Raw genomic sequence first — 21,279 nt, 5'->3', positions numbered from 1 at the left:
TTTGGTGCGCATGAATGCGCACCCTACAGATGCTCGCAGGGTTGCCATGACAGCGCACCAAACTGATGCTCGCAAGGTTGCCATGACTGCGCACTCAACTGATGTTTGCAGGGTTGCCATGGATGGCAATCAATAGATCAGCAATCACGCATCAACGCTTAGGCATAATATTGGCAGGTCGTACCGCATTTCCTGCTGGCTTTTGGTAACCTGCGCGCAATTTATATATAACAACGAGGCAGTCATGCAGCTCTGCAGTTTTTATCTTATTGACCAGGAAAGAAAAAGTTACGGAATCGTGTTGGAAGAGGGCGTGATTGATGTCGGTTCGCGATTCGGTGCGGAATGCCCGGACCTGAAATCTTTGTTACAACGCGACGCGGTCAGCGACCTGGAAGCCTTTCGTTCTCAACCAGTAGATCACCCATTCAGCGCTATCCGTTTCCTTCCGGTAGTGGAAAATCCTGGCAAAGTGTTCTGTGTTGGCATGAACTACGCGGACAAGCGCAAAGAGTTTGCTGAGACCATTGAAGCACCAACGCTGTTTGTCCGTTTTGCTGATTCCCTGGCGGGGCATGAGCAGCCACTGTTGAAACCGGCCACCACCCAGGAGTTTGATTACGAAGGTGAACTGGCGGTGATTATCGGTAAAGCGGCCTACCAGGTTAAAGCGGCCGATGCGCTGCAACACGTTGCGGGTTACAGCTGCTTTATGGATGCCACGGTGCGCGACATGCAGTTTACCTGGTTCACCGCCGGTAAAAACTGGCAGCAAACCGGTGGCTTTGGCCCGTGGATGACCACCTCAGATGAGATCCCCGATCCGCAGCAGCTGGCGATCAAAACCTGGTTGAATCAGCGTGAAGTGCAGAACGATACCACCGCCAGCATGGTGCATCCGGTGGCGAAGATTATTGAATACATTTCGGCATTTAGCCCGCTGTCCGCAGGCGATGTGATCATCACCGGTTCACCGGGCGGCGTCGGTAAAAAACGCACGCCACCGCTGTTTATGTTCCCCGGTGATGTGATTGAAGTGGAAATTGAGAAGATCGGCCGTCTGCGCCACCACATTGTTTAACCCATTGCGCATAAATGCGTCGTGGAGACCGTGCGGGTTTTAACTCGGTGCGCATAAATGCGCACCTTACGTGAAATGTGCAGATCACCTGTAGGGTCGCCATTTATGGCGACCATCTACCGCGTCATGGCGGCCGCTTATCGCGTAAAGGTCACCACGCGGCTTCGATTGAGCAGCAGCCGCACCTTGTCACCATCCCGCGCCATCACAAAACGCTTTTCCCAAGGCCCATCCTGTGCGGTGGCGAGCACGCGATCCCCACCCAGCGATTGCAAACTGGCATGAATCGCCGCCGGACCGATGCCCATCACCAGGCGGTCGCCCTCAATCACCATTTCGCTGCGCCACGGCTGCGCAAACCAGCGGCCTTGCAGATGCTCAAGGCTGGCGCTGTCCGCCTGCACCGGCACAAAACGGCGTGGAGCATGACCAATCTCACCGACAATCGCTTCACCTTCATGACGCAGTTTGATCGGGAAAGTGCTGGAGAGCGATACCGCATCACCGTGAGGATCGGCGCGCCACAGCGTTTCACCGGCCCCCAGCCAGGTGGCGGTCACACCCTGAATCTCCAGCCAGTCGGCGGCGTTTTCCGCCACGTACAAGCCCGGCGTCAGATCGTGACCTTTCTCTGGCAGCGTGCGATTCAGCAGCGCCGCCATTACCCGCAGTGCACTTTCTGAGGTCGCCACATCTTCGCGGTTAGCGACAATTGCCACGCCCAGCTTCAGCTCCGGATGCAGCAGGAAATAGCTCTTATAACCCGCATGCGAACCGCCGTGGCCGAACAGTGTCTGGCTGCCCAGCGTGGAACTGGTAATGCCCAGCCCGTAGCCGCTGGTGCGACCGTCATTGAGATTACGCGGGGCGCTCAGGCGTTGCAGTACGCCCGCGCCAGGGCCGTTGTCCGCCAGCAGGCTTTGCAGCCAGCGCGTCAGATGATTGATGCTGCCGGTGACGCTGCCCGAAGCGGAAAGGTGTAAACCGGCGCTGGAGAGCTGCCACTGTTCATCGTTTTGCCAGTAACCCGGCACCAGTCCCGGCACGATATCGAACCAGGTTTCCGGGGCGATCAAACTGATATCCAGCGGCTCGCAGACATATTGCTGCAACAGATCGTTGAACAGCACGCCTTTGGCTTTCAGCGCCTCTTCCACCAGGCGGTAACCGGTGTTGGTGTAAGAGATCTCGCTGCCCGGCGGATAACTGAGTTCGCCTTCCTGTGCGACAAAATCCAGCAGGTCGGCGGCGCGGGTGGCGTTGTACACTGACAAGCCCAGCAGCGACAGGGTTTCACGCACATCGGGCAAGCCGCTGCTCATATCCAGCGCCTGGCCGACGGTGATCTGGCCGTTAGCACCTGTAAGCTGCGGCAGATGCTGCACCAGCTTATCGTCCAGTTGCAGGTAACGGCGCCCCGGTCCGGTGACCAGTGCGGCAAACAGATGCTTGGTAATCGAGGCAAAACGCACCACGCTGTCGGCGCTGAACGGCGTCTGTTGCGCCAAATCGGCCAGACCGGCGCAGTGTGTCGAGTGAATCTGATGGGCATCAAACAGGACTATCGCACCACCCGGTGCGCCGGGCTGCTGCCAGCCTTGTGTTATCTGCTGTGCCACCTCGGCGGCCTGTTGCCAGTTCGCGGTCATGCCGGTTCCTCCAGCGTCATGCTGAGATCAAACAGTTGAGCGGTATGCGGATGCTGGATGCGCCGCGCACGTAAATCCTCCGCGCTCAACTGCTCCACCATCTCACCGTGCTGCATCACCCCGATGCGCTGGCACAGATGCGTCACCACCGCGAGGTTATGCGTCACCATAATGTAGGTGAGTTTGCGTTCAGTACGTAGATCGCTGAGTAAATTCAGGATTTCCGCCTGCACCGAGACATCCAGCGCTGAGGTGGGTTCATCCAACAGCAGCACTTCTGGCTCGGCGATCAAGGCACGGGCAATCGCTACGCGCTGACGCTGACCGCCAGAAAGCTGATGCGGATAACGAAAACGCACGGCGGCCGTTAAGCCGACTTCGCTCAGCCCCTGGCTGATGCGCTGTTCGGCCCGATCAAGCTGATGCACCAGCAGTGGCTCATGCAGGATGCGGTCGATGGTCTGACGGGGATGCAGCGAACCAAACGGGTCCTGAAACACCATCTGCACCTGGCGATAGAAAGCGCGGCTGCGCTTGGCACCCAGTTCCATACCGCCAAATTTCATGCTGCCTTGCCAGTCGGCATTGAGCCCGGCGAGGGCGCGCAGAATGGTGGATTTGCCTGAGCCACTTTCGCCGACCATGCCAAAGCTTTCGCCGTTGGCCACGGCAAAGCTGACGTCTTTCACCACCGTGTGCGCACCGAAGGCGATGCGCAGATTATCGATTTCAATCATAAATTATTCCCGCCACGCGGCATCGCGCTGGAGTACCGGTAAACGTTCGCGTGGATGTTTTAACGATGGCAAACAGGCCAGCAGTCCGCGCGTATACGGATGCTGCGCCTGCTGCAACTGCCCGGCGTCCAGCAGCTCAACGATGCGCCCGGCATACATCACCGCCACGCGATCGCAAAAGTGCGAGACCAGCGGCAGATCGTGACTGATCAGGATCAACCCCATGCCGCGCGCGGAAACCAGATCGTCAATCAGCTTGAGGATCTCTGCCTGTACCGTGGCATCCAGCGCGCTGGTAGGCTCATCGGCGATCAGCAGTTCTGGATCCGGCGCCAGCATCATGGCAATCATCACGCGTTGGCCCATCCCGCCGGAAACTTCATGCGGATAGCGTTTCGCCACCGCGGCGGCATCACGAATTTTCACCTGCTCCAGCAGATCAATAGCCGCCAGCATCGCGGCTTTCCAGCTGCCACCTTTGTGCTCGCGCCAGGCTTCGGCAATCTGCTGACCAATGGTCATCACCGGATTGAGTGAATATTTCGGGTCCTGCAGGATAAATCCGACGCGTTTACCGCGGATTTTACGCAGCACTTTTTCGCTGGCACCGCGCAGATCGATGCCGTCAAAACGCAACACGTCGGCAGTCACTTCGGCATTGCCCGGCAGTAATTGCATCAAACAGCGTGCGGTAAGCGACTTACCCGATCCGCTCTCGCCAACAATGGCAAACTTCTCGCGTCCGACGCTGAAACTCACGCCGCGTACCGCTTCAAAGGTTTCCGTGCGACTGCGAAAAGCAATGCGCAGGTTTTCGATTTCCACCAGCATTTAGCGCTCCTTAGGATCCAGCACGTCGCGCAGACCGTCGCCGAGAAAGTTAAACGCCAATGAGGTCAGGAAGATGGCGATACACGGCATCAGCGGCACCCACCATTCGCTGAACAGGAAACGGCGCGCGGTGGCAATCATGGTGCCCCATTCGGGTGACGGCGGTTGTGCGCCCATGCCGAGGAAACCGAGGCTGGCGGCGGTGATAATGATGGAGCTCATATCCAGCGTGACGCGCACAATCAGGCTCGGTACGCACAGTGGCATGATGTGGCGCAGGATAATACGTAACGGCGATGCGCCGGTGAGTCGGCTGGCGGCGATAAAATCGCTGTGGCGGAACTGCATGGTTTCGGCACGCGCCAGACGCGCATACGGCGGCCAGGCGGTTAAGGCAATCGCCAGAATCGCGCTCTCCACGCCGGGTTTTAGTGCGGCCACAAACGCCAGCGCCAGAATCAAACGTGGAAAAGCGAGAAAGATGTCGGTAATACGCATCAGCGTCTTATCCACAATCCCACCCGCGTAGCCCGCGATACAGCCAATCAGCAGGCCGAGCGGGGCGGTGAGCAGCACCACGGCGATCACCATGCCGAGCGTGGTACGCCCGCCATAAATGATGCGCGTCCAGACATCGCGGCCGAGTTCATCGGTGCCGAGCCAGTGTGCGACAGAAGGCAGCGCCAGACGGTTTTCCAGATGCTGTGTGCCAGGGTCAAACGGCGTCAGCCACGGGGCAAACAGCGCCAGTAATAGCATGACGGCGATGACCGCCAATCCTGCCATCGCCAGCGGGTTGCTGCGCAGGCTCAGCCACAAACGATAGCGTCGGCCCCACACCGCCTGACGGCGGTTAGCTGGCGTATCGTCGAGCAGCCAGTCACGAGAGAAGAAGATCATTTTACGCGTGGATCCCAAAGTCGATAAAGAAGGTCAGCCAGCAGATTGAGCAGCACATACAGGGTGCCGACCAGCAGCGTGGCACCGACCACCGGGTTCATGTCGGCGTTCATCAGCGAGGTGGTGAGATACTGTCCGAGGCCAGGCCAGGAGAAGACGTTTTCGGTCACGACCGCGCCCTCCAGCAATCCGGCATAGGTCAGTGCCAGCACCGTCACCAGCTGCACCGCCACGGTCGGAAAGGCATGCCGCCAGATGACCCGGCGCGATGACAGCCCTTTCGCACGCGCGGTGATCACGAACTCGCCGCTCAAGGCATTGAGCATAAAGGTGCGCGTCATACGCGTGATGTAAGCCATGCTGAAGTAGGCGAGGATCAGTACCGGCTGCGCCATGTGTGCCAGCGCATCCCAGAAGGCATCCGTTTCTCCGGCAAGCAATGAGTCGATGGTGAGAAAGCCGGTGACCTGCGGCACCATATCCTGCCAGATGATGTCTTGACGCCCTGGGCCGGGAGCAATCCCCAGCACTGCGTAGAACACCAGCAGGCTCAGCAGCGCCAGCACAAACACCGGCAATGAATGTCCCGCCAGACACACCACGCGAATCGTCTGATCGACCCAGGAATTTTGGCGCACTGCGGCCCAGACGCCCAAAGGAATGCCGACCAGCGCCGCGATAATAATCGCCGCGGTCGCCAACTCCATGGTGGCCGGGAAGAAGCGGGCAATATCGGTGGTTACCGGATTCGAGGTGAGAATCGATTTACCGAGATCGCCGTGCAGTAGTTGATTGAGATAGTGGCCGAACTGGATGTAGAGGGGCTGATCCAGCCCCATTTCGATACGCACGCGATCCACCACGGACTGCGGTGCGTTATCACCCACCGCCGCCAGCACTGGATCGGTGGGCATCACTCGACCAATAAAAAAGGTCAGTACAGACAGACCAAACAGCGTCAGCACCAGGCTTCCCAAGGTGCTGACGATTTTCTTCAGTAAAGGCATCAGGCTTTTTTCACCTGATCGTATGGCCACTGCTCCAGTACCGTCATGTGCACATCCGCGATGTTTTTACCGCAGGCGACATTCTTAGTTTTCTGCATCATGTAGATGAACGGACTCTTCTCGCGGCCCAGCTGCTGAATCTGCTGATAGAGCGCAATACGCTTCGCCGGATCCGGCTCGTGCAGCGCCTGCTCGGTCAGCTTGTTGAACTCTTCATCTGACCAGCTGCAGCGCCAGGCCAGTGTGCGGCTGCGGGCATTTTCGCTGTTGTCGGTATTCACACAGAAGGCTTCGGTGTTGGAGTTCGGATCGAAATAGTCCGCGCCCCACACGGTCAGGGCCAGCTGATGCTGACGCGCACGCATTTTGGTCAACACCTGGCGGTTTTCGGCCGCGATCAGCGACACCTTGATGCCAATGGCGCCCAGCTGAGTCTGGATCGCCTGAGCGATATCGGGATACGGCTGCATCGAGTAGTGGTCGAGGGTGATTTCAAATCCATCGGGATAACCCGCTTCCGCCAGCAGTGACTTGGCTTTCGCCACATCTTTGTGGAATGGCGTGTCATCCAGCGCTGCCGGGAAGCCGCTTGGCAGGAAGCTTTGATGCGTAATAAAGCTCATCGACAGGATATTTTTCTGGATGCTGTCGTAATCCAGCGCCCACTTCAGGGCTTGCCATACCTGCGGCTTTTTCAGGTATTCGTTATTGGTGTTGCAGGACATCAGCATGATGGCTGACAGCGACTGATTCACCAGCGACACGTTGCTGTCGTTCTTTACCTGCAACAACTGCTCGGTGGTGAGATCGTAAGCGGCATCCACATCCCCTTTCTTCACCATCAACGCCTGAGCGGCCGGGTCGGTGATGTGCTTCAGGATCACGCGCTTAATCTTGCTCTTATCGGCATACAGCGGGCTCAGTTCCAGGATCACCGTTTCACTGGCTTTCCAGGTGCGCAGGGTGAAGGCTCCTGAACCGGCGCTGTGCTGCTTCAGCCACGCATTGCCGAAATCGTTGTTCTGCTGATTGGCTTCACAGGCTTTCTTCGACACGATGCTGCCGACGGTGGCGGACAGGCAATACAGCAGGAAAGTTTCGGCTGCTGGCGCGCCCAGTTTCATCTCCACGGTATGCGCATCTTTCGCGGTCACCAGTTGGGTGACATTGTCTTTGGTAAAGCCAAACTGGTTGATGATAAAGGCCGGGCTTTTATCCAGTTTGACGATGCGCTCAATTGAGTAGGCGACATCTTCCGCGGTGAGCGGTGTGCCGTCGGCGAATTTTGCCGCCGGATCGAGATGGAAGGTGTAGGTGCTGTTATCGCTGCTCACATCCCAGCTTGTTGCCAGCTGACCCATCACCTTGTCGGCTTTCTGCGGGTCCGGCGTGACTAAGCGCTGGTACATATTGCCGCAGATCTGGCCGCCGGTGGCTTCAAAGCTTTCATGGGGATCGAGGCTGGTGATGTTGTCCAGCTGCATCGCCATCACAAACATACTCGGTGGCGTATCAGCGAAGGCGGTATTGAGACTCAGATAGGAAAAAGCAGGGACGGCGGCGCATCCTGCGAGAAAACGTCTTCTGGTTACCATGACAACTCCAAGTTATTGATTATTAAAATTAAAATTATTTATTTTGCTGTTTTTTGTCTTGACTTTCCCGCTGTGCGAGAGGATTAATAATGGGATTAAGTCATTTGTTTCATGCGTGAAGTCTTGCCTCTTTTTGGTGCAATTTGCTCCGCCAGCAGGCAGCGCTTGCGCTTTCTCCCGAACATGGAATCGATACAACATGTCTGACATCTTCAATATTCCGGTCTTTGACGGTCACAACGATGTGCTCAATAAACTCTGGCAGCACCATCAACCCAACGCGGTGCAGGCTTTTCTGCAAGGCACTGGACGCGGTCAGATGGATCTTCCGCGTATCCGTCAGGGAAATATGGTAGGTGGGATATTTGCCACCTGGGTGCCGTCTCACCCTCTGATTGCAAGAAGTGCGCCAGACCTCGCAAATTTTCCTCAGGAAATTATTGGCGCTGCGCGTGATGCCACTTTTTCGATGCTGGCGCTGCTGTTGCGGATTGAGCAGGCCTCTGAGGGACAAGTGAAAATTTGCCGCAGCGTGCGCGATATTCGTGACTGCATGGCAAAGGGCGTGCTGGCGGTGGTGATGCACGTGGAAGGGGCCGAAGCGCTGGATACCCATGGTGAATTGCTGGATATCCTGTATGCCAGTGGCCTGCGGACATTGGGGCCACTGTGGAGTCGCCCGAATCAGTTTGGTGAGGGCGTACCGTTCCTGTATCCGTCATCGCCGGATGTCGGCAACGGCTTAACGGCGGCGGGCAAGCAACTGGTGCGCGACTGTAATCAACGCCGCATCATGGTTGACCTGTCGCACATGGATGAGAAGGGCTTCTGGCATACCGCAGAGATCAGCGATGCGCCGCTGGTGGCCAGCCACTCCAATGCCCATGTCATCAGTGCGCAGTCGCGCAACCTTACCGATCGACAGCTGGCGGCCATTAAAGAAACCCACGGCTTTGTCGGCGTGAACTTCGCCGTGCCGTTCCTGCGTGAAGATGGCGATCGTCATGCGCCGACCACCGTGGATGCCATCGTGCAGCATGTGGAATACCTGCTGGAAAAAGTCGGTGAAGATGGCGTCGGCTTTGGCTCGGATCTGGATGGCGCCACCATGCCGGGCGATATGAAAGATGTGGCCGGTTTCCCGCTGGTGGTTAATGCGCTGGCGGCACGCGGCTATTCGCGCGAACTGCTGGAAAAAATTTGCCACGGCAACTGGCTGCGCGTGCTCGAAGCGACCTGGGGCGAGTAACGATGCGATTGCGACACATTGAAGTTTTTCAGGCGATTGTGCAGACCGGCAGCATCAGTGCGGCGGCGCGATTGCTCAATGTGTCGCAGCCGAATGTCAGCCGTGTATTGACGCACGCCGAGCAGCAGCTGGGTTTTGCCCTGTTTGAACGGCGGGCACAAGGGATGGTGGTCACGGCCGAAGGACGACGTTTGCTGCCGGAAGTGGAAGATCTCTACCAGCGTTTGCAGACCATTACGCAGCTCACCGAGCAGTTACGACGCGGTGAAGGGCAAACGGTGCGCGTTGGGGCAGCCCATGCATTTGGTCAGATGGTATTAGCGCCCGCACTGGTGCAGTGGCGGCAACAAGCGGCATCGGTGAGCGTGGAGTTAGTCACCGAGCACTTCAGCACGCTGTGCCAGATGATCATGGATAATCAGCTCGATTTCGCGCTGGTGTTTGGTCAGCAGGTGGATGCCGATCTGCTGGCCGAGCCGCTATTTCAATCGTCGATGGTGGCATTACTGCCTCAGCATCACACTCATAACGAACCCGCCACGCTGGAGTGGCTGTGCGCCAATAATCTTCTGATGATGCAGAATCAGGATCCGCTCGGGCGCGTCTTGCATCGCGCCTTGCGGGATAAAGGGTTGGATCCAGCGGTGTCGCTGTCGATCAAAACCTATTCTGTGATTGCCGATATGGTGCTGGCGGGCGGCGGCGTGGGGGTGGTAGATCTGTTTACAGCTTGCCGGTATGCCGATCAGTTAAAACTGCTGCCAGTGGCACAACCGCTGCCGTTTGAAGTGATGCTAATTAGCCGCCGCGACCAGCCACAATCGCAATCCACCTTGCAGTTAAAACAGGTGATTCGCAATAAGCTGTGGGAGATCGCGCGGCAGTGTGAAACGCGTTTTTTTACCCGGTCGGCATAAATGCCGACCCTACGAACCCCATTGAACCAGTGCAGGGTGCAGTTCATCAATGCCGACCCTACGAAACCACGTTGAACATGTGTAGGGTGCGCATTAATGCGCACCAGGAATTACACCCCATCCGTAATCGGTTTACGCACCAGCAGCAGATACGCCAGCGCACCCACCACGGTAACGCCTGCACAGATCATCAGCGCGAGGCTGAATGATTTAGTGGTATCCAGCACCCAACCGGTGATCACCGGCGCGAACGAAGCAAACACAAAGCTGGCGAAGTTCTGGATACTGCCCACCGATGCTGTCATGCGTGCCGTCACGTTGGCGTGAATCAGACCCCAGCAGGATGTGCCGGCAAAGTGGATACAGAACAGCGCCATGCCGATCAGCGTCACTGCGCTGGTAGTCTCAGTGGCACGCGTGACCAGGGTGGTGAAGGCCGCAGACAGCAGCATGCCGCTGACAATCGAGACTTTACGCACTTTCACCGCATCCATTCCGCGACGCACTAGCGCATCCACCACGTAGCCGTTCAGCAGCATGCCCGCCGCACCAAACAGGAACGGAATCGCCGCCAGTAAACCGGTGCTTTTCAGATCCAGATGGTAGGTTGATTGCAGATAGCCTGGCAGCCACGCGATATAGAGCCACGCGGTGTAGTTGATGCCGCTGAAGCCAATCATCATGCCCCACATGGTGCGCTGCTTGAACAGACCGCGCCACTCGGCAAAGCTCAGCGGCTCTTTGCGTGATGCCACGCTGCCCGCCTGCAGGTAGTGAATCTCTTCGCCGCTCAGTTTGCTGTTGTCGCGGTTGCGGTACATCAGATACCAGCCAATGGCGAGGAACATGCCCAGCACGCCGATGGTGACGAACATGCCACGCCAGCCCATCACCAACATCATCGCCGCCAGAATCGGTGGCGCAATCGACAGGCCTATCATCGACGCGGCATTGAACATCCCCATCGGCATGCCGCGATCTTTGATGTTGAACCAGTCATTGATGACTTTGACGCCGCACGGGTTCATCGGCGCTTCACCAATCCCCAACCCGATACGCACCAGCACAAACTGCGTGAAGTTATGCACCAGACCGGCAGCGGCCTGGAACAGTGACCAGACAAACATGCCGAGCGCCAGCATGATGCGTGGCCCTTTGCGATCCAGCAGCGCACCACAAGGCAATTGTGCTAAACCGTAGGCCAGCGAAAATGCCGACAGCAGCACGCCGATCTCCGTGGCCGATAAGCCCAGCTCACCGCGAATGGTCATATTGGCCACCGATAGCGAGCTACGGTCGAGATAGTTGATAATGGCCGCAAACAGCAGCAGCAACATGGCAGTAACCTGAATCTTTTTAATGCGCGGTGAGCGCACCACGTCGCCGCGTGCCGGGACAAAGTCTTGCCCGTCTACTGCGGATGTTGGCGCGGCGTCACGGCCACGTGCAGATGTATTTTCCATTGCAACCTCCCAGGTATGGGGTCTTATCGTTATCGAGGGTTGGGGTCCTGCGGCAGCGAAACGGTGCTGCCACAACAGATTGCTTTGGAGACTAGAAGTAAACCGGTCGCGATGTTGCGAGGATGTTTCAGATTCGTGCGGGCGCTTAAGAATTGTGGTTTTTAATCGGTTTTTAATTGTACTGACGAATACAGCGGATCATCGATGATTTGGCTGTTCCGAGATGGTTATGCAAGGCGCACAGGGCTTCAACATCCCGTCGGCTGATCAGCGCGGTGAGAATGGCCATATGCTCCTCCAGCGCCACGATATTGCGCTGCTTTAAGTCCGTTTCATCCCATTGATAATGCGAATGAAAAATCACGGAGATGATTTCCAGTGACTGATTGAAAAACGGGTTGTTCGCCGCCGACAGAATCAGCGTGTGCATCTCTTTATCCAACGCGGCAAAGTGGCGATAGTTGCTGGCAATGGTGTCACGCATGGAACGGTGGCGATCCAGCAGGTCACGCGCCTGTATCCAGCGTTCATCCTGGGAAGGAAGATTCAGAAAGCGAGTAAGTGCATGTGTTTCCAGCATTTCGCGCAGTTCAAACAGGTTCTCGGCGTAGGGTTGATCAAACTTTTTCATGCGCCAGTGACCCCGCTTCACCGGTTCCAGCAGGTCGTAACGCATAAACCGCAGCAGGAACTCGCGCACCACTACCGGACTGGCCTTGACCTGTTGTGCCAGCTGCAACTCACTAAAACTGTCGCCGGGCATCAGCTGACGCTGATTAATCAGATTAAAAAACGCCTGTTCAAACAGACGCGCTTGTTGATCGATCGGCGGCGTTAACGCGCTAAAACCATCCTCTTCGCTGGGATCGCGCACGATAACGTAAGTTTCTTCAACTTTATCCAGTACGCCGCGCTCATGCAGATGCTGCAGGGTATGGCGCACGGTGGTGCGGCTGATATTGAACATTTCCGCCAGCGCGGCTTGCGGCGGCAGCGGAGAGCGGATGTGGCGTTTTGCGATGCCTTCCAGCATTTGATTGATCACGTTCTGGCGTAAATTCAGGCTTCGGCTCATGCGGTTCTCCGGTTTTTTATTTATTAAAAACCACACAAAGCCCAAAAAAAGGGCGCTGCCTCACAGTTCGGAATGAGCAAACGGCGCGGGTGGCTGATTTTCGCCAAAACTGCGACATCAGCACAGGAGAAGCCCATGACAACAATGAAAACCCTGGTGGTTGCCGAGCCGCGCAATATGGTGTGGCAGCAGCGTGAGAAACCGACCCCGGCCGCCCAGGAGGTTCTGATTAAACCGATTGCCGCCGGGATTTGCGGCACTGATATCCATGCATGGGCGGGCAATCAACCGTTCTTTAGCTATCCACGCGTGCTGGGCCATGAGCTGTGTGGCGAAGTGGTGGAGCTGGGCAACCGGGTCACGGATTTTAAAGTGGGCCAGCGTGTGGCGCTGATTCCCTATGTGGCTTGTCAGCAGTGCGACGCTTGCCTGAGCGGTAAAACCAACTGCTGCGAGAATATCTCGGTGATTGGTGTGCACCAGGACGGCGGATTCTGCGAGTTCCTGAGCGTACCCGCCAGCAACCTGCTGGCGGTGGATGATGTGGCGCCAGAAGCGGCGGCGCTGATCGAGCCTTTTGCTATTAGCGCACATGCGGTGCGTCGGGCGGCGCTGAAGGCGGATGAACAGGTTCTGGTGGTTGGCGCAGGGCCGATTGGATTAGGCGTAGCCGCGATTGCGGCGGCAGCGGGTGCACAGGTGGTGGTAGCCGATACCAGCGAACCGCGACGTGCGCATGTCGCCGAAAAGCTCGGGCTCGCGACCATCAACCCGCTGGCCGAGGATTTCGAAGCCGCGTTGCGTGCTGAATTTGGCGGGCGTCTGGCCGCGAAGGTGATTGATGCCACCGGCAGCCCGGCGGCGATGAACGGTGCGGTGAAGCTGATTCGTCATGGTGGCTCCATCGTGTTTGTCGGCCTGCACAAAGGGGATTTGGTGATCCCGGATATCGAGTTCCACAAACGCGAAACCACCTTGATGGGCAGCCGCAATGCCACGCACGAAGATTTCGCGAAAGTGGGCGAACTGATGGCTTCGGGTCAGCTTCGTGCCGACATTATGCTCAATCGGCATTATGACTTTTCTACTTTAGCGGAGACCTTTGAGCCTGAAGTGATTAATAATCGTGAGCTGATCAAAGGTGTGATTCATTTTTCGAGGTAGTCGGTGCGCTCACTCTGCGCGAATGCGGGCCTGAGCACCTCTGCTGCTGCCGGGCCGTCCTCGCGCTGCGGATAGCCCTTGCAGTAGCAGAGGCACTCTGGCCTCCACTATCGTGCCCATTTTCACCACCCGCACTAATTCTTCCGAGCAGGCTGGTGTCGTTCCGGGGCAAGCAATCCGCAGCGCTGAACAGAATCTATTACACCACAACAGGATATAAGCGCGCCAAGTCGACGGGGTTCTTTACCGTACATTCTATTAAGAGTGGCCTTCAGTCATCTAAGTCATGTTAACAGGCAGAATTACGTGAAATAACGGTATAAATTGCTAAGGTCGATTGATAGCAAAAATTCTGCTATATCTGGCCGCTATCTGATTCAAACAATTTACGGATGAAGGCTATGTTAGTCAGCGAAGAGGGGCTGTTACGTTCTGGGTTCAGTTCTTCGGAATTGCAGATAGTTAAAAATAATGTCGAAAGCTATGGCGGGACGCTTGATGATGCAATCCTTGACCTTGCAAGGCGATTCCGTACGCTCACTTGGATCATCGCCGCGTGCACAATCATTTTTTTATTGCTGGTGATGTTTAGTACCGGAATAAAAATTATTGCAGGTGGAGTGGCTTTCCTGTTTGGCATTGCGATTATGATGATTGGCCAGCCCCCAGTGCTTTGCTACAAGTCATGGCGCTACTGGCGGGCAAATCGGCCTTAATGTGACGAATGGTCTAAAGTCAGTAGGTCAAACACGACTTTTGCTTTTAGGCCATAGCCTACGATGTTCATTGTGAGCTTTGGCCTGCTCATACTGTCAACTTTTCGGAAAAAATCGGTCGGCATCGATCTGAACAGACGCCACGCCCCGGCTTTTCTCGCTACTCCGAAAACACTGTATACACTGGCTGTAAGTGTGACTGCATTATAAAAAGCGAGTCCCGTCTCAGGCTTAAAACCCAAGAATTCAGCCCCTTCCATAGCGGCGTCACCAAAAATACCTTCTGAATGAGCACTACCAGCAGGCGAGAAATTATTGATAACTTCCTGTGATATACCATTAAATCCATCAGTAACGAGCACAGCCCCGGCCAGCATTCCAATCGGCGTCATCGTTGATATCATCATGAAGCCGGTAAAGAGAGCAATGCCCGATATGGCAATATGGACAGCCGATAGGGTGTAACCAACAATTTTGTTGTTCTGCCTGACAAATTCGACCTTAGCGTACAGTTGCGCAGTCTTCATTCTTAATAACCTGTCTTGCTCAACAAGGTTATCTGCTTCTTCGCGAAGATTCTTTATGCAGGCAATGCATTCCTCATCGGTCTTTGCCCGCCTGGCAATCATAAACTGAGCTTCAATAACATCCCTTATTTCCTGCACGAACTGGAGTCGGGTCAGTCCATCTTTGATGTGGAAGCCGCCTAGACGGTTGGCTGTATCAATCAGCTTGCGGGCTTCAAGATTTACCATCGTTTCTGCCCAAGCCTTATTACGCCCATTTGAGCGCATCATAGCGAGTAATACTTCATCCATTTCACAAATCCTTTGTTTGGTAGACGACTTGATAATACTTATTCAGGCCCATCAGTAAAATGAGAAATTAACGTGGTGTTGGGTTTACGCATATCCAGAATAACTTAGCGTGATTTTTCTTTTTATTGAGCTTCAGATACCCTAATACCCGTCGCTTAATTTACAGGTATTTGGCTGTTGATAGCGACCACCCATCTCATGCCTGCAATGCGGCAAAAAAGTGTTCCCGCACCGCTTCGGCATCCACGCCGAGGCACAAACGCTGTGGGCGCAATCCAGCAAACGGATCTTCACGTGAGGCGAGGGCGCTGAGACGTCGTACTGTCTGACCACGGCTGATGCCTTCTGTTATCACGCGCACTGGCGCTTCGATGACTTCAAACGCCTGTGGTAACGCCAGCCAGGAGAGCGTCAACGTGTCATGCAGCGCCATGCCATCAAACCCTTCCTTTTGCAGACTGTACGCCAGATACGGACGGCATATCGCGCTCAATACCGGCTGATTTAACTGCCGCACTTCATCGCCCGTTATCAGCACTTTATGCGTGACATCCAGCGGCAATACGACAACCGGCAGCGCCGAGGCCAGCACCTGATCGGCAGCGTGCGGATCTTTCCATATATTGAACTCGGCAAACGGCGAGACGTTGCCGGAATGGCCGTCAGTGCCAAATGCCCCGCCCATGATCACCAGCTCTTTCACCAGTGGAATGATATCCGGAGCCTGATTGATGGCGCTGGCGATATTGGTCAGCGGCCCAATGGCAACGATGGTGATGGCATGCGGCTGTGCACGCACACTATCAATCATAAACTGCACCGCGCTGGGCGCTTCTTCACTGTGTGAGTTCTCGAACGCATCACCCAATCCATCCAGGCCGTGCAGCGTGGCGGGCGCAGAAGGGGCTAATGCCAGCGGCCGCGAGCAACCGCGATAAACCGGAGCCTCAATCCCCATCTTCTCGCAAAACAGCCGGGCATTTTTCACCGCCTGCCCGACCGCCACATTGCCAAACACCGTGGTAATCCCCAGCAACCGCTGCGTCCGCGCCGCATACGCCAGCGCAAAAGCATCATCTACGCCAATATCAGTATCAAAAATCAGGGTACGCATCGGGATCTCCTCTCTTAAGTGGTTCTCCACGTTAAAACATAATCGTTTGCAAAGGTAAGCCAATCGTTGACCGATATTGTCACCCTCGCTGCGCCAGCGTATTATCGTGCCGCTAAGGTGATGGCGTGCCACCTTCCCCAACCGCCGTTCTGGAAACAGACGGCTGATGACGCCTGACAACACTCGTATCCCTGCGCGGGAGACGGCGGTGTGTCAGGCGTTTTTCTGTCCTGCCGCGGCCCTGCGCGTAACTCATTTCAGGAGCTCCAAATTATGGTGAAGTCGTTATTGGCTGTTGTGCTCGGTGGTGCTGTGGGCTGCTCGCTGCGCTGGCTAATTTCCCTTCGTTTCAATGCCTTATTCCCAAATCTGCCTCCGGGCACACTTATGGTGAATCTGGTTGGCGGGTTTATCATCGGTGCCGCATTGGCGTTCTTTGTCCGTAATCCGCATATCGACCCCTTCTGGAAATTGCTGATCGTCACCGGTTTATGCGGCGGCTTAACCACCTTTTCTACCTTCTCAGCGGAAATTGTCGGCTTGCTGCAAACCGGTAAATACCTGTGGGCGATGTCGAGCGTGATGGTGCATGTGATTGGCTCACTCCTAATGACCTTCGCTGGCTTTGCGGTGGTGAATCTGCTGGGTTAAAAACCCCGGCGCATCACGGGCTTGAAATAACTCCTAAGAGGTAGATACTGGTCGGTGTTCTGTTTGCGTGACAAGCAGAACCTGTCACCGATTTATCCGGACGATTAGGGAGCCCGTTGATGCGAAGTAACCCCAAATTCCTTAACCTGGTGTTGTTAAACGGTGAACCCGAGCAGAAGTTGCGTGCCGCACAGGCGGCCGGTTTTGAGCAGGTTGAAATCTGGCGGGAAGATGTCGAGGCCTGCACACCACAGCTGGCCAAACAGTTAAATCTTGGCTTTACCAATTTGCAGGTGCTGCGCGACTTTACCGGTACGCCGGATCGCGAGCGTCTGCAGAAGCGCGAAGAACTGCGACAGTTTATTCAGATAGCGCAATCCCTTGGCTGCAACACCATTCAGGCACCCGCTACCACACGTGAAGATTGTGTGCCTGAGCGTATCGATGAAGACCTGCGCTGGATGGCTTCGGAAGCCGCGCGCTATAACATGCGCATCATGTACGAGCCGATGGCGTGGTGCAGCGTCGACAATACCTTGCCGCTGGCGTGGGAACGCTTGCAGCGGCTGGACCAACCCAATATCGGACTGGTGGTCGATCTGTTCCACATCTGTGCTTTGGGCGGCGATGCCTCGCAGTTGGATGGCATTCCAGCCGATCGTATTTATGAAGTGCAACTGTGCGATATGGCGGAGATGCCACCGCAGGAGAAGGGCGCGTTAAGCGATTTTGCGCGTCACCAGCGTTTATTGCCCGGCGACGGCATTATTGAAGTGGAACGCTTTGTCGATAAGCTGAAAAGTGCCAGCTATCGTGGTCCGGTCGGTATTGAAGTGTTTAACGATGGGTTAAAAGCGCAGCCGCCGGAAGTGGCCGCGCAAAAAGCCTGGCGCGCATTGAATCGCTACTGGCCTTAATCCTGCAGACATTGAGCGATAAACGTTACCGCCTGCATCGCACCTTGTGAGGAGATGGTGTGTCCGGTGGCGGCCTCAAAGCGCGCTTCCACCGTCACGCCCGCCGCTTGCAGACGCTCTACCGCAGATTCGCTCTCGCTGAACGGAATCACATCATCCACTTTGCCGTGAATCAGCAGCGCAGGCGTGTGTGATGAAGGGGTTAATGCACCTTCAAAAGACAATCGTCCGGAAAACGCCACAACGCCTGCCAGCGGATAACGGCCAGATGCCAGCGCATCCAGCGCCATGATCGAGCCCTGAGAAAAGCCCACCAGAATCACTTTATCCCACGCGCCCGCCATGTCGTGCTGCGCCATCAGTTGCTGCACGGTTTCATCAAACGCTGCCCGCGCTTCACGCACCCGCACCGGACGGTTTTGTGGAGTAATTCCCGTCAGGCTAAACCACTGATAACCCATCGCATGTTCAAAGGGATAGGGCGCGTTCGGCGAGGCAAAAACCACATCCGGCAACAGGCTGGCCCAATGCTGGCCGAGTCCCGCCAGATCGTCGCCATTACTGCCCACTCCATGTAAAAAAATCACCAACGCTTTTGCCATCATCCCGCTCCTTAAAGTCCGTAATCCGCCATATCCGGGCCCGCCGGCACAATCCCGTTCGGGTTCAGCGCCTTAATCGAATAGTAGCCCTGTTTGATATGGTCGATGTTCACTGTCTGACGCACACCTGAAACTGCCAGCATACTCTTCAGATAGCGATCGAGCAGCGGATAGTCGCGCAGACGGCGCAGGTTGCATTTGAACAGGCCATGATAGGCGACGTCAAAACGCACCAGCGTCACGAACAAACGGATATCGGCTTCAGTCAGGCGCTCGCCCAGCAGGAAGGTACGGCCATCTTTCAGACGCTGTTCAAGTTCGTCTAACTGGCTGAACACATCATTAAACGCCTGCTGATAGCTCACTTGGGTGGTGGCAAAGCCAGTACGGTAGACGCCGTTGTTGAGACGTGGATAGATCGATTCGTTGATCGCGTCGATCTCAGCACGCAGATCCTCCGGATAAAGATCGAGGCTGTTGTCCGCCAGATCGCCAAAACCGCTGTTCAGCATACGCAGGATGTCAGCTGACTCATTGTTCACAATGGTCTGCGTTTTCTTATCCCACAGCACCGGTACGGTCGCGCGGCCGGTAAAATCGGCATCGGCGCGGGTATAAATCTCGTGGATGTACTCGGCTTTGTTGAGCCAGTCACGGTCGGAGCCCGGATAATCACCGAAGTGCCAGCCCTGCGCACCCAGTTGCGGCTCTACCACTGATACGCTGATCACTTTCTCCAGTCCTTTCAGACTGCGTGCGACCAGCGTGCGTGAAGCCCACGGGCAGATCAGCGCGACATACAGATGATAGCGATCCGGCTCGGCGGCAAACTCGCTGGAGCCGTCTGCGGTGATCCAGTGGCGAAAACTGGACGTTTGACGGACAAATCCGCCCTGTTTATCGGTGGCTTGAACCGGGTGCCACTCTGCGCTCCACTTACCGTTGACCAACATATGCTCGACTCCTCTCTGGTGATGGAGTGAGCATACCGCGCTGCTGGTTAGGTGATAATCCGGGCAAAATGGCTTTCATTGCTTCCAAATTGGAAGGAATCAGCCGGGAGGATGCTGCTGGAAATGATCGGCGAGGAAATCGATCAGTAAGCGGGTCTTCTGCGCCAGATGGCGAGCGGGCGGATAGAGTGCAAACAAGCCCATCGGCGGCGTGGCGAAATTATCGAGCAACGAGACGATATCCCCGCGCTGCAACGCGGGTGCGGCGATAAAACCGGGCAGACGTGCGATGCCCAATCCGGCGATGGCGGCTTGTAAACAGGCTTCTGTGTTGGAGAAACACAGGCGACCGCGAATCGGCATGGAAACGCTGTCTCCGCACGGCGTGACAAACGGCCAGTGCCACGGATCGCGGAAATTGGTGTCGCTAATACATTGATGCGTCGCCAGGTCGCGCCAGTGTTGCGGCGTGTTGTGCTGCAGAAGATAGCCCGGCGAAGCGGCTACGCGAATCGGTACGTCGCCCAGACGACGTGCGATCAGGCTGCTGTCATCCAGTTTGCCGATGCGAATTGCCATATCGAAGCCTTCATCAACGATGTTAACCGCGCGATCCGAGAAGTTAACGTCCAGTTCGATCAACGGATAGTGGCGGGCGAACGCCACTAAGACGCTGGCGAGTATCGCCGTGCCAAAGGTGCCGGGTGCGCTGATTTTTAAGCGACCCGTCGGCGTGGTGGCATTTTCGCGTACCGTGGCATCGAGCGTGTCGAAGGCATCCAGCAGGGTTTTTACCCGCTCGTAATAGGCGCGGCCTACTTCAGTGGCTGACAATGCTCGCGTGCTGCGCTTAAACAACTGCACGCCAAGTTCCTGCTCCAGCCGTGAAACCAGCTTGGACGCCTGACCGCTGCTGGTGCCCAGTCGCTCCGCCGCCCCGGCAAAACTGCCCACTTCCAGCACCGCGACAAACATGCGGTCACAATCAAGACGATCCATGGCGGTTCCTGCGCAGCGAAAAAGGTGAGTATACACATTCGTTATCAAGGCACGGTAAATCGTACCGCTATCACTGATTGCTAAATGCGACAATATGTCGCACAATCTCATCTATTGCACGTCTGGCAATGACGTATCAATGGAACCACCCTCACAACAACGTATCGGGTGACGACAACAAGAGGTTTAAATATGGCAACCAGCGTCCGCTTAGACGATGATTTTGTTGAAGATGTGAAAACACATGCAGAAGCTATGAGCCGCAGCGTGCCTAAACAGATCGAACATTGGGCGAAGATTGGTCGCATCGCAGAGGATAATCCCGATCTGACCTTCTCATTCATCAACGAAATCTTACTGGCTAAAGCAGAAATGGATAACGGCAAGGTCAAAAAATATGTGCGCAGAAAAGACCGGACAGGAAGTTGAGATTTATCAGACCCGCCGTTTTGAGAAGGCTTTTAACCGCCTGACGGAACAGGATCAGGATGGCGTTGATCAAGAGATTGACCGCATTATTGCCAACCCAGAGATCGGTGAACGCAAAAAGGGCGACCTGAGCTATCTCTGGGTGCACAAGTTTTACCTGAGCAAGCAGCAATATCTATTGGGTTACAGTTGGGTCGATCAGAGACTGGAAATCTATCTTCTGAGCCTCGGTACGCACGAAAATTACTATGACGACCAGAAGCAACATCGTAAAAACGACCTGAAACTCATCGGCTAACAGAGTCGCTTCCCTAAGCAGTGGAAGCGTACTTTCCAATCCAAACTCCCCTCGGCGGGATTCATGCCAATAGATGGCCGATGCACATTCAGTGCGCCCCCTCTTTTCCCCCGC

At 55.7% G+C, this 21,279-nt stretch carries 22 protein-coding genes and 1 riboswitch; of the genes, 9 read left to right on the top strand and 13 right to left on the bottom strand.

The window, feature by feature from the left end:
* Window positions 1-244: 244 nt before the first annotated feature.
* Window positions 245-1,081 carry a fumarylacetoacetate hydrolase family protein gene (locus tag ACXI0A_RS00445; RefSeq protein WP_476150723.1) on the top strand — a complete coding sequence of 279 codons (837 nt, stop codon included), beginning with the start codon at window positions 245-247 and terminating at the stop codon, window positions 1,079-1,081.
* A 137-nt stretch (window positions 1,082-1,218) separates the two neighbouring features.
* On the opposite strand, the gene ACXI0A_RS00440 is transcribed toward ACXI0A_RS00445, so the two are convergent.
* The 6 genes from ACXI0A_RS00440 to ACXI0A_RS00415 are packed head-to-tail and all read right to left on the bottom strand — an operon-like array spanning window position 1,219 to window position 7,800.
* On the bottom strand, window positions 1,219-2,730 hold the full coding sequence (locus ACXI0A_RS00440) for a serine hydrolase (protein ID WP_476150724.1): 1,512 nt from the start codon (window positions 2,728-2,730) through the stop codon (window positions 1,219-1,221).
* A complete protein-coding gene (locus ACXI0A_RS00435; protein WP_476150725.1) occupies window positions 2,727-3,467 on the bottom strand; it encodes an ATP-binding cassette domain-containing protein in 741 nt (246 codons plus the stop codon). The genes ACXI0A_RS00440 and ACXI0A_RS00435 overlap by 4 nt, the downstream gene beginning before the upstream one ends.
* A 3-nt stretch (window positions 3,468-3,470) precedes the next feature.
* Window positions 3,471-4,298, bottom strand: a complete 828-nt coding sequence (locus tag ACXI0A_RS00430; protein ID WP_100701922.1) for an ABC transporter ATP-binding protein — start codon at window positions 4,296-4,298, stop codon at window positions 3,471-3,473.
* Complete coding sequence (locus ACXI0A_RS00425) at window positions 4,299-5,198, bottom strand: ABC transporter permease (protein ID WP_224934282.1); 900 nt, start codon at window positions 5,196-5,198, stop codon at window positions 4,299-4,301. It abuts the gene before it with no gap.
* The gene (locus ACXI0A_RS00420; RefSeq protein ID WP_224934283.1) at window positions 5,195-6,205 is read right to left on the bottom strand and encodes an ABC transporter permease; all 1,011 of its coding nucleotides are present in this window, start codon (window positions 6,203-6,205) and stop codon (window positions 5,195-5,197) included. The genes ACXI0A_RS00425 and ACXI0A_RS00420 overlap by 4 nt, the downstream gene beginning before the upstream one ends.
* Entirely contained in the window at window positions 6,205-7,800 is a 1,596-nt protein-coding gene (locus ACXI0A_RS00415; protein ID WP_476150726.1) for an ABC transporter substrate-binding protein, read from the bottom strand. Before ACXI0A_RS00415 ends, ACXI0A_RS00420 begins: the two co-directional genes overlap by 1 nt.
* Window positions 7,801-7,999: 199 nt before the next feature.
* Between ACXI0A_RS00415 and ACXI0A_RS00410 the strand changes: the two genes are divergently transcribed.
* Both ACXI0A_RS00410 and ACXI0A_RS00405 read left to right on the top strand, forming a co-directional pair.
* Entirely contained in the window at window positions 8,000-9,049 is a 1,050-nt protein-coding gene (locus tag ACXI0A_RS00410) for a membrane dipeptidase (protein WP_476150727.1), read from the top strand.
* Window positions 9,050-9,051: 2 nt separating this feature from the next.
* Window positions 9,052-9,966, top strand: coding sequence for a LysR family transcriptional regulator (locus tag ACXI0A_RS00405; RefSeq protein WP_224934286.1), 915 nt, complete (start codon window positions 9,052-9,054; stop codon window positions 9,964-9,966).
* 110 nt (window positions 9,967-10,076) lie between these two features.
* Here ACXI0A_RS00405 and ACXI0A_RS00400 read toward each other — a convergent pair whose 3' ends face one another.
* Window positions 10,077-11,429, bottom strand: a complete 1,353-nt coding sequence (locus ACXI0A_RS00400) for an MFS transporter (RefSeq protein ID WP_476150728.1) — start codon at window positions 11,427-11,429, stop codon at window positions 10,077-10,079.
* 172 nt (window positions 11,430-11,601) lie between these two features.
* Complete coding sequence (locus ACXI0A_RS00395; RefSeq protein WP_224934288.1) at window positions 11,602-12,504, bottom strand: GntR family transcriptional regulator; 903 nt, start codon at window positions 12,502-12,504, stop codon at window positions 11,602-11,604.
* 135 nt (window positions 12,505-12,639) lie between these two features.
* Here ACXI0A_RS00395 and ACXI0A_RS00390 point away from each other — a divergent pair, with 135 nt between their 5' ends.
* Together ACXI0A_RS00390 and ACXI0A_RS00385 are read left to right on the top strand one after the other, a co-directional pair.
* Window positions 12,640-13,668: an alcohol dehydrogenase catalytic domain-containing protein gene (locus ACXI0A_RS00390; RefSeq protein ID WP_476150729.1), complete on the top strand. Its 1,029-nt coding sequence runs from the start codon at window positions 12,640-12,642 to the stop codon at window positions 13,666-13,668.
* A 401-nt stretch (window positions 13,669-14,069) separates the two neighbouring features.
* The gene (locus tag ACXI0A_RS00385; RefSeq protein WP_476150730.1) at window positions 14,070-14,384 is read left to right on the top strand and encodes a hypothetical protein; all 315 of its coding nucleotides are present in this window, start codon (window positions 14,070-14,072) and stop codon (window positions 14,382-14,384) included.
* Here ACXI0A_RS00385 and ACXI0A_RS00380 read toward each other — a convergent pair.
* Both ACXI0A_RS00380 and ACXI0A_RS00375 read right to left on the bottom strand, forming a co-directional pair.
* Window positions 14,381-15,202 carry a DUF4225 domain-containing protein gene (locus tag ACXI0A_RS00380; protein WP_476150731.1) on the bottom strand — a complete coding sequence of 274 codons (822 nt, stop codon included), beginning with the start codon at window positions 15,200-15,202 and terminating at the stop codon, window positions 14,381-14,383. The genes ACXI0A_RS00385 and ACXI0A_RS00380 overlap by 4 nt on opposite strands.
* Before the next feature lie 196 nt (window positions 15,203-15,398).
* On the bottom strand, window positions 15,399-16,316 hold the full coding sequence (locus tag ACXI0A_RS00375; protein ID WP_476150732.1) for a nucleoside hydrolase: 918 nt from the start codon (window positions 16,314-16,316) through the stop codon (window positions 15,399-15,401).
* A 107-nt stretch (window positions 16,317-16,423) separates the two neighbouring features.
* A riboswitch (Fluoride riboswitch) is annotated at window positions 16,424-16,499 on the top strand.
* A gap of 90 nt (window positions 16,500-16,589) precedes the next feature.
* On the opposite strand from ACXI0A_RS00375, the gene crcB reads away from it, so the two are divergent.
* Both crcB and ACXI0A_RS00365 read left to right on the top strand, forming a co-directional pair.
* A complete protein-coding gene (gene crcB, locus ACXI0A_RS00370) occupies window positions 16,590-16,967 on the top strand; it encodes a fluoride efflux transporter CrcB (protein WP_100701912.1) in 378 nt (125 codons plus the stop codon).
* 119 nt (window positions 16,968-17,086) lie between these two features.
* The gene (locus tag ACXI0A_RS00365; protein ID WP_476150733.1) at window positions 17,087-17,884 is read left to right on the top strand and encodes a TIM barrel protein; all 798 of its coding nucleotides are present in this window, start codon (window positions 17,087-17,089) and stop codon (window positions 17,882-17,884) included.
* On the opposite strand, the gene ACXI0A_RS00360 is transcribed toward ACXI0A_RS00365, so the two are convergent.
* The 3 genes from ACXI0A_RS00360 to ACXI0A_RS00350 form a co-directional block, all read right to left on the bottom strand.
* Window positions 17,881-18,486, bottom strand: coding sequence for a prolyl oligopeptidase family serine peptidase (locus tag ACXI0A_RS00360; RefSeq protein ID WP_476151194.1), 606 nt, complete (start codon window positions 18,484-18,486; stop codon window positions 17,881-17,883). The two genes, ACXI0A_RS00365 and ACXI0A_RS00360, sit on opposite strands and share 4 nt — an antisense overlap.
* A gap of 11 nt (window positions 18,487-18,497) precedes the next feature.
* Entirely contained in the window at window positions 18,498-19,439 is a 942-nt protein-coding gene (locus tag ACXI0A_RS00355; protein WP_476150734.1) for a glutathione S-transferase C-terminal domain-containing protein, read from the bottom strand.
* Between the two features lie 99 nt (window positions 19,440-19,538).
* Window positions 19,539-20,438 carry a LysR substrate-binding domain-containing protein gene (locus tag ACXI0A_RS00350; protein WP_476150735.1) on the bottom strand — a complete coding sequence of 300 codons (900 nt, stop codon included), beginning with the start codon at window positions 20,436-20,438 and terminating at the stop codon, window positions 19,539-19,541.
* Window positions 20,439-20,630: 192 nt separating this feature from the next.
* Between ACXI0A_RS00350 and ACXI0A_RS00345 the strand changes: the two genes are divergently transcribed.
* Together ACXI0A_RS00345 and ACXI0A_RS00340 are read left to right on the top strand one after the other, a co-directional pair.
* Entirely contained in the window at window positions 20,631-20,867 is a 237-nt protein-coding gene (locus tag ACXI0A_RS00345; protein ID WP_034819879.1) for a ParD-like family protein, read from the top strand.
* A complete protein-coding gene (locus tag ACXI0A_RS00340) occupies window positions 20,836-21,165 on the top strand; it encodes a type II toxin-antitoxin system RelE/ParE family toxin (RefSeq protein ID WP_476150736.1) in 330 nt (109 codons plus the stop codon). The genes ACXI0A_RS00345 and ACXI0A_RS00340 overlap by 32 nt, the downstream gene beginning before the upstream one ends.
* Window positions 21,166-21,279: the final 114 nt, after the last annotated feature.

Source organism: Pantoea sp. C1E2, assembly GCF_056491465.1.
This window is presented reverse-complemented; position numbering and strand designations above follow the sequence as displayed.

Excerpts from the sequence above, each read along its gene's own strand:
- ACXI0A_RS00425 (WP_224934282.1), bottom strand. The coding sequence starts at position 5,198 with ATGATCTTCTTCTCTCGTGACTGGCTGCTCGACGATACGCCAGCTAAC.
- ACXI0A_RS00385 (WP_476150730.1), top strand. The coding sequence starts at position 14,070 with ATGTTAGTCAGCGAAGAGGGGCTGTTACGTTCTGGGTTCAGTTCTTCG.
- crcB (WP_100701912.1), top strand. The coding sequence starts at position 16,590 with ATGGTGAAGTCGTTATTGGCTGTTGTGCTCGGTGGTGCTGTGGGCTGC.
- ACXI0A_RS00390 (WP_476150729.1), top strand. The coding sequence starts at position 12,640 with ATGACAACAATGAAAACCCTGGTGGTTGCCGAGCCGCGCAATATGGTG.
- ACXI0A_RS00445 (WP_476150723.1), top strand. The coding sequence starts at position 245 with ATGCAGCTCTGCAGTTTTTATCTTATTGACCAGGAAAGAAAAAGTTAC.
- ACXI0A_RS00375 (WP_476150732.1), bottom strand. The coding sequence starts at position 16,316 with ATGCGTACCCTGATTTTTGATACTGATATTGGCGTAGATGATGCTTTT.
- ACXI0A_RS00440 (WP_476150724.1), bottom strand. The coding sequence starts at position 2,730 with ATGACCGCGAACTGGCAACAGGCCGCCGAGGTGGCACAGCAGATAACA.
- ACXI0A_RS00350 (WP_476150735.1), bottom strand. The coding sequence starts at position 20,438 with ATGGATCGTCTTGATTGTGACCGCATGTTTGTCGCGGTGCTGGAAGTG.
- ACXI0A_RS00435 (WP_476150725.1), bottom strand. The coding sequence starts at position 3,467 with ATGATTGAAATCGATAATCTGCGCATCGCCTTCGGTGCGCACACGGTG.
- ACXI0A_RS00410 (WP_476150727.1), top strand. The coding sequence starts at position 8,000 with ATGTCTGACATCTTCAATATTCCGGTCTTTGACGGTCACAACGATGTG.
- ACXI0A_RS00360 (WP_476151194.1), bottom strand. The coding sequence starts at position 18,486 with ATGGCAAAAGCGTTGGTGATTTTTTTACATGGAGTGGGCAGTAATGGC.
- ACXI0A_RS00345 (WP_034819879.1), top strand. The coding sequence starts at position 20,631 with ATGGCAACCAGCGTCCGCTTAGACGATGATTTTGTTGAAGATGTGAAA.
- ACXI0A_RS00355 (WP_476150734.1), bottom strand. The coding sequence starts at position 19,439 with ATGTTGGTCAACGGTAAGTGGAGCGCAGAGTGGCACCCGGTTCAAGCC.
- ACXI0A_RS00380 (WP_476150731.1), bottom strand. The coding sequence starts at position 15,202 with ATGGATGAAGTATTACTCGCTATGATGCGCTCAAATGGGCGTAATAAG.
- ACXI0A_RS00365 (WP_476150733.1), top strand. The coding sequence starts at position 17,087 with ATGCGAAGTAACCCCAAATTCCTTAACCTGGTGTTGTTAAACGGTGAA.
- ACXI0A_RS00400 (WP_476150728.1), bottom strand. The coding sequence starts at position 11,429 with ATGGAAAATACATCTGCACGTGGCCGTGACGCCGCGCCAACATCCGCA.
- ACXI0A_RS00405 (WP_224934286.1), top strand. The coding sequence starts at position 9,052 with ATGCGATTGCGACACATTGAAGTTTTTCAGGCGATTGTGCAGACCGGC.
- ACXI0A_RS00430 (WP_100701922.1), bottom strand. The coding sequence starts at position 4,298 with ATGCTGGTGGAAATCGAAAACCTGCGCATTGCTTTTCGCAGTCGCACG.
- ACXI0A_RS00415 (WP_476150726.1), bottom strand. The coding sequence starts at position 7,800 with ATGGTAACCAGAAGACGTTTTCTCGCAGGATGCGCCGCCGTCCCTGCT.
- ACXI0A_RS00395 (WP_224934288.1), bottom strand. The coding sequence starts at position 12,504 with ATGAGCCGAAGCCTGAATTTACGCCAGAACGTGATCAATCAAATGCTG.
- ACXI0A_RS00420 (WP_224934283.1), bottom strand. The coding sequence starts at position 6,205 with ATGCCTTTACTGAAGAAAATCGTCAGCACCTTGGGAAGCCTGGTGCTG.
- ACXI0A_RS00340 (WP_476150736.1), top strand. The coding sequence starts at position 20,836 with ATGTGCGCAGAAAAGACCGGACAGGAAGTTGAGATTTATCAGACCCGC.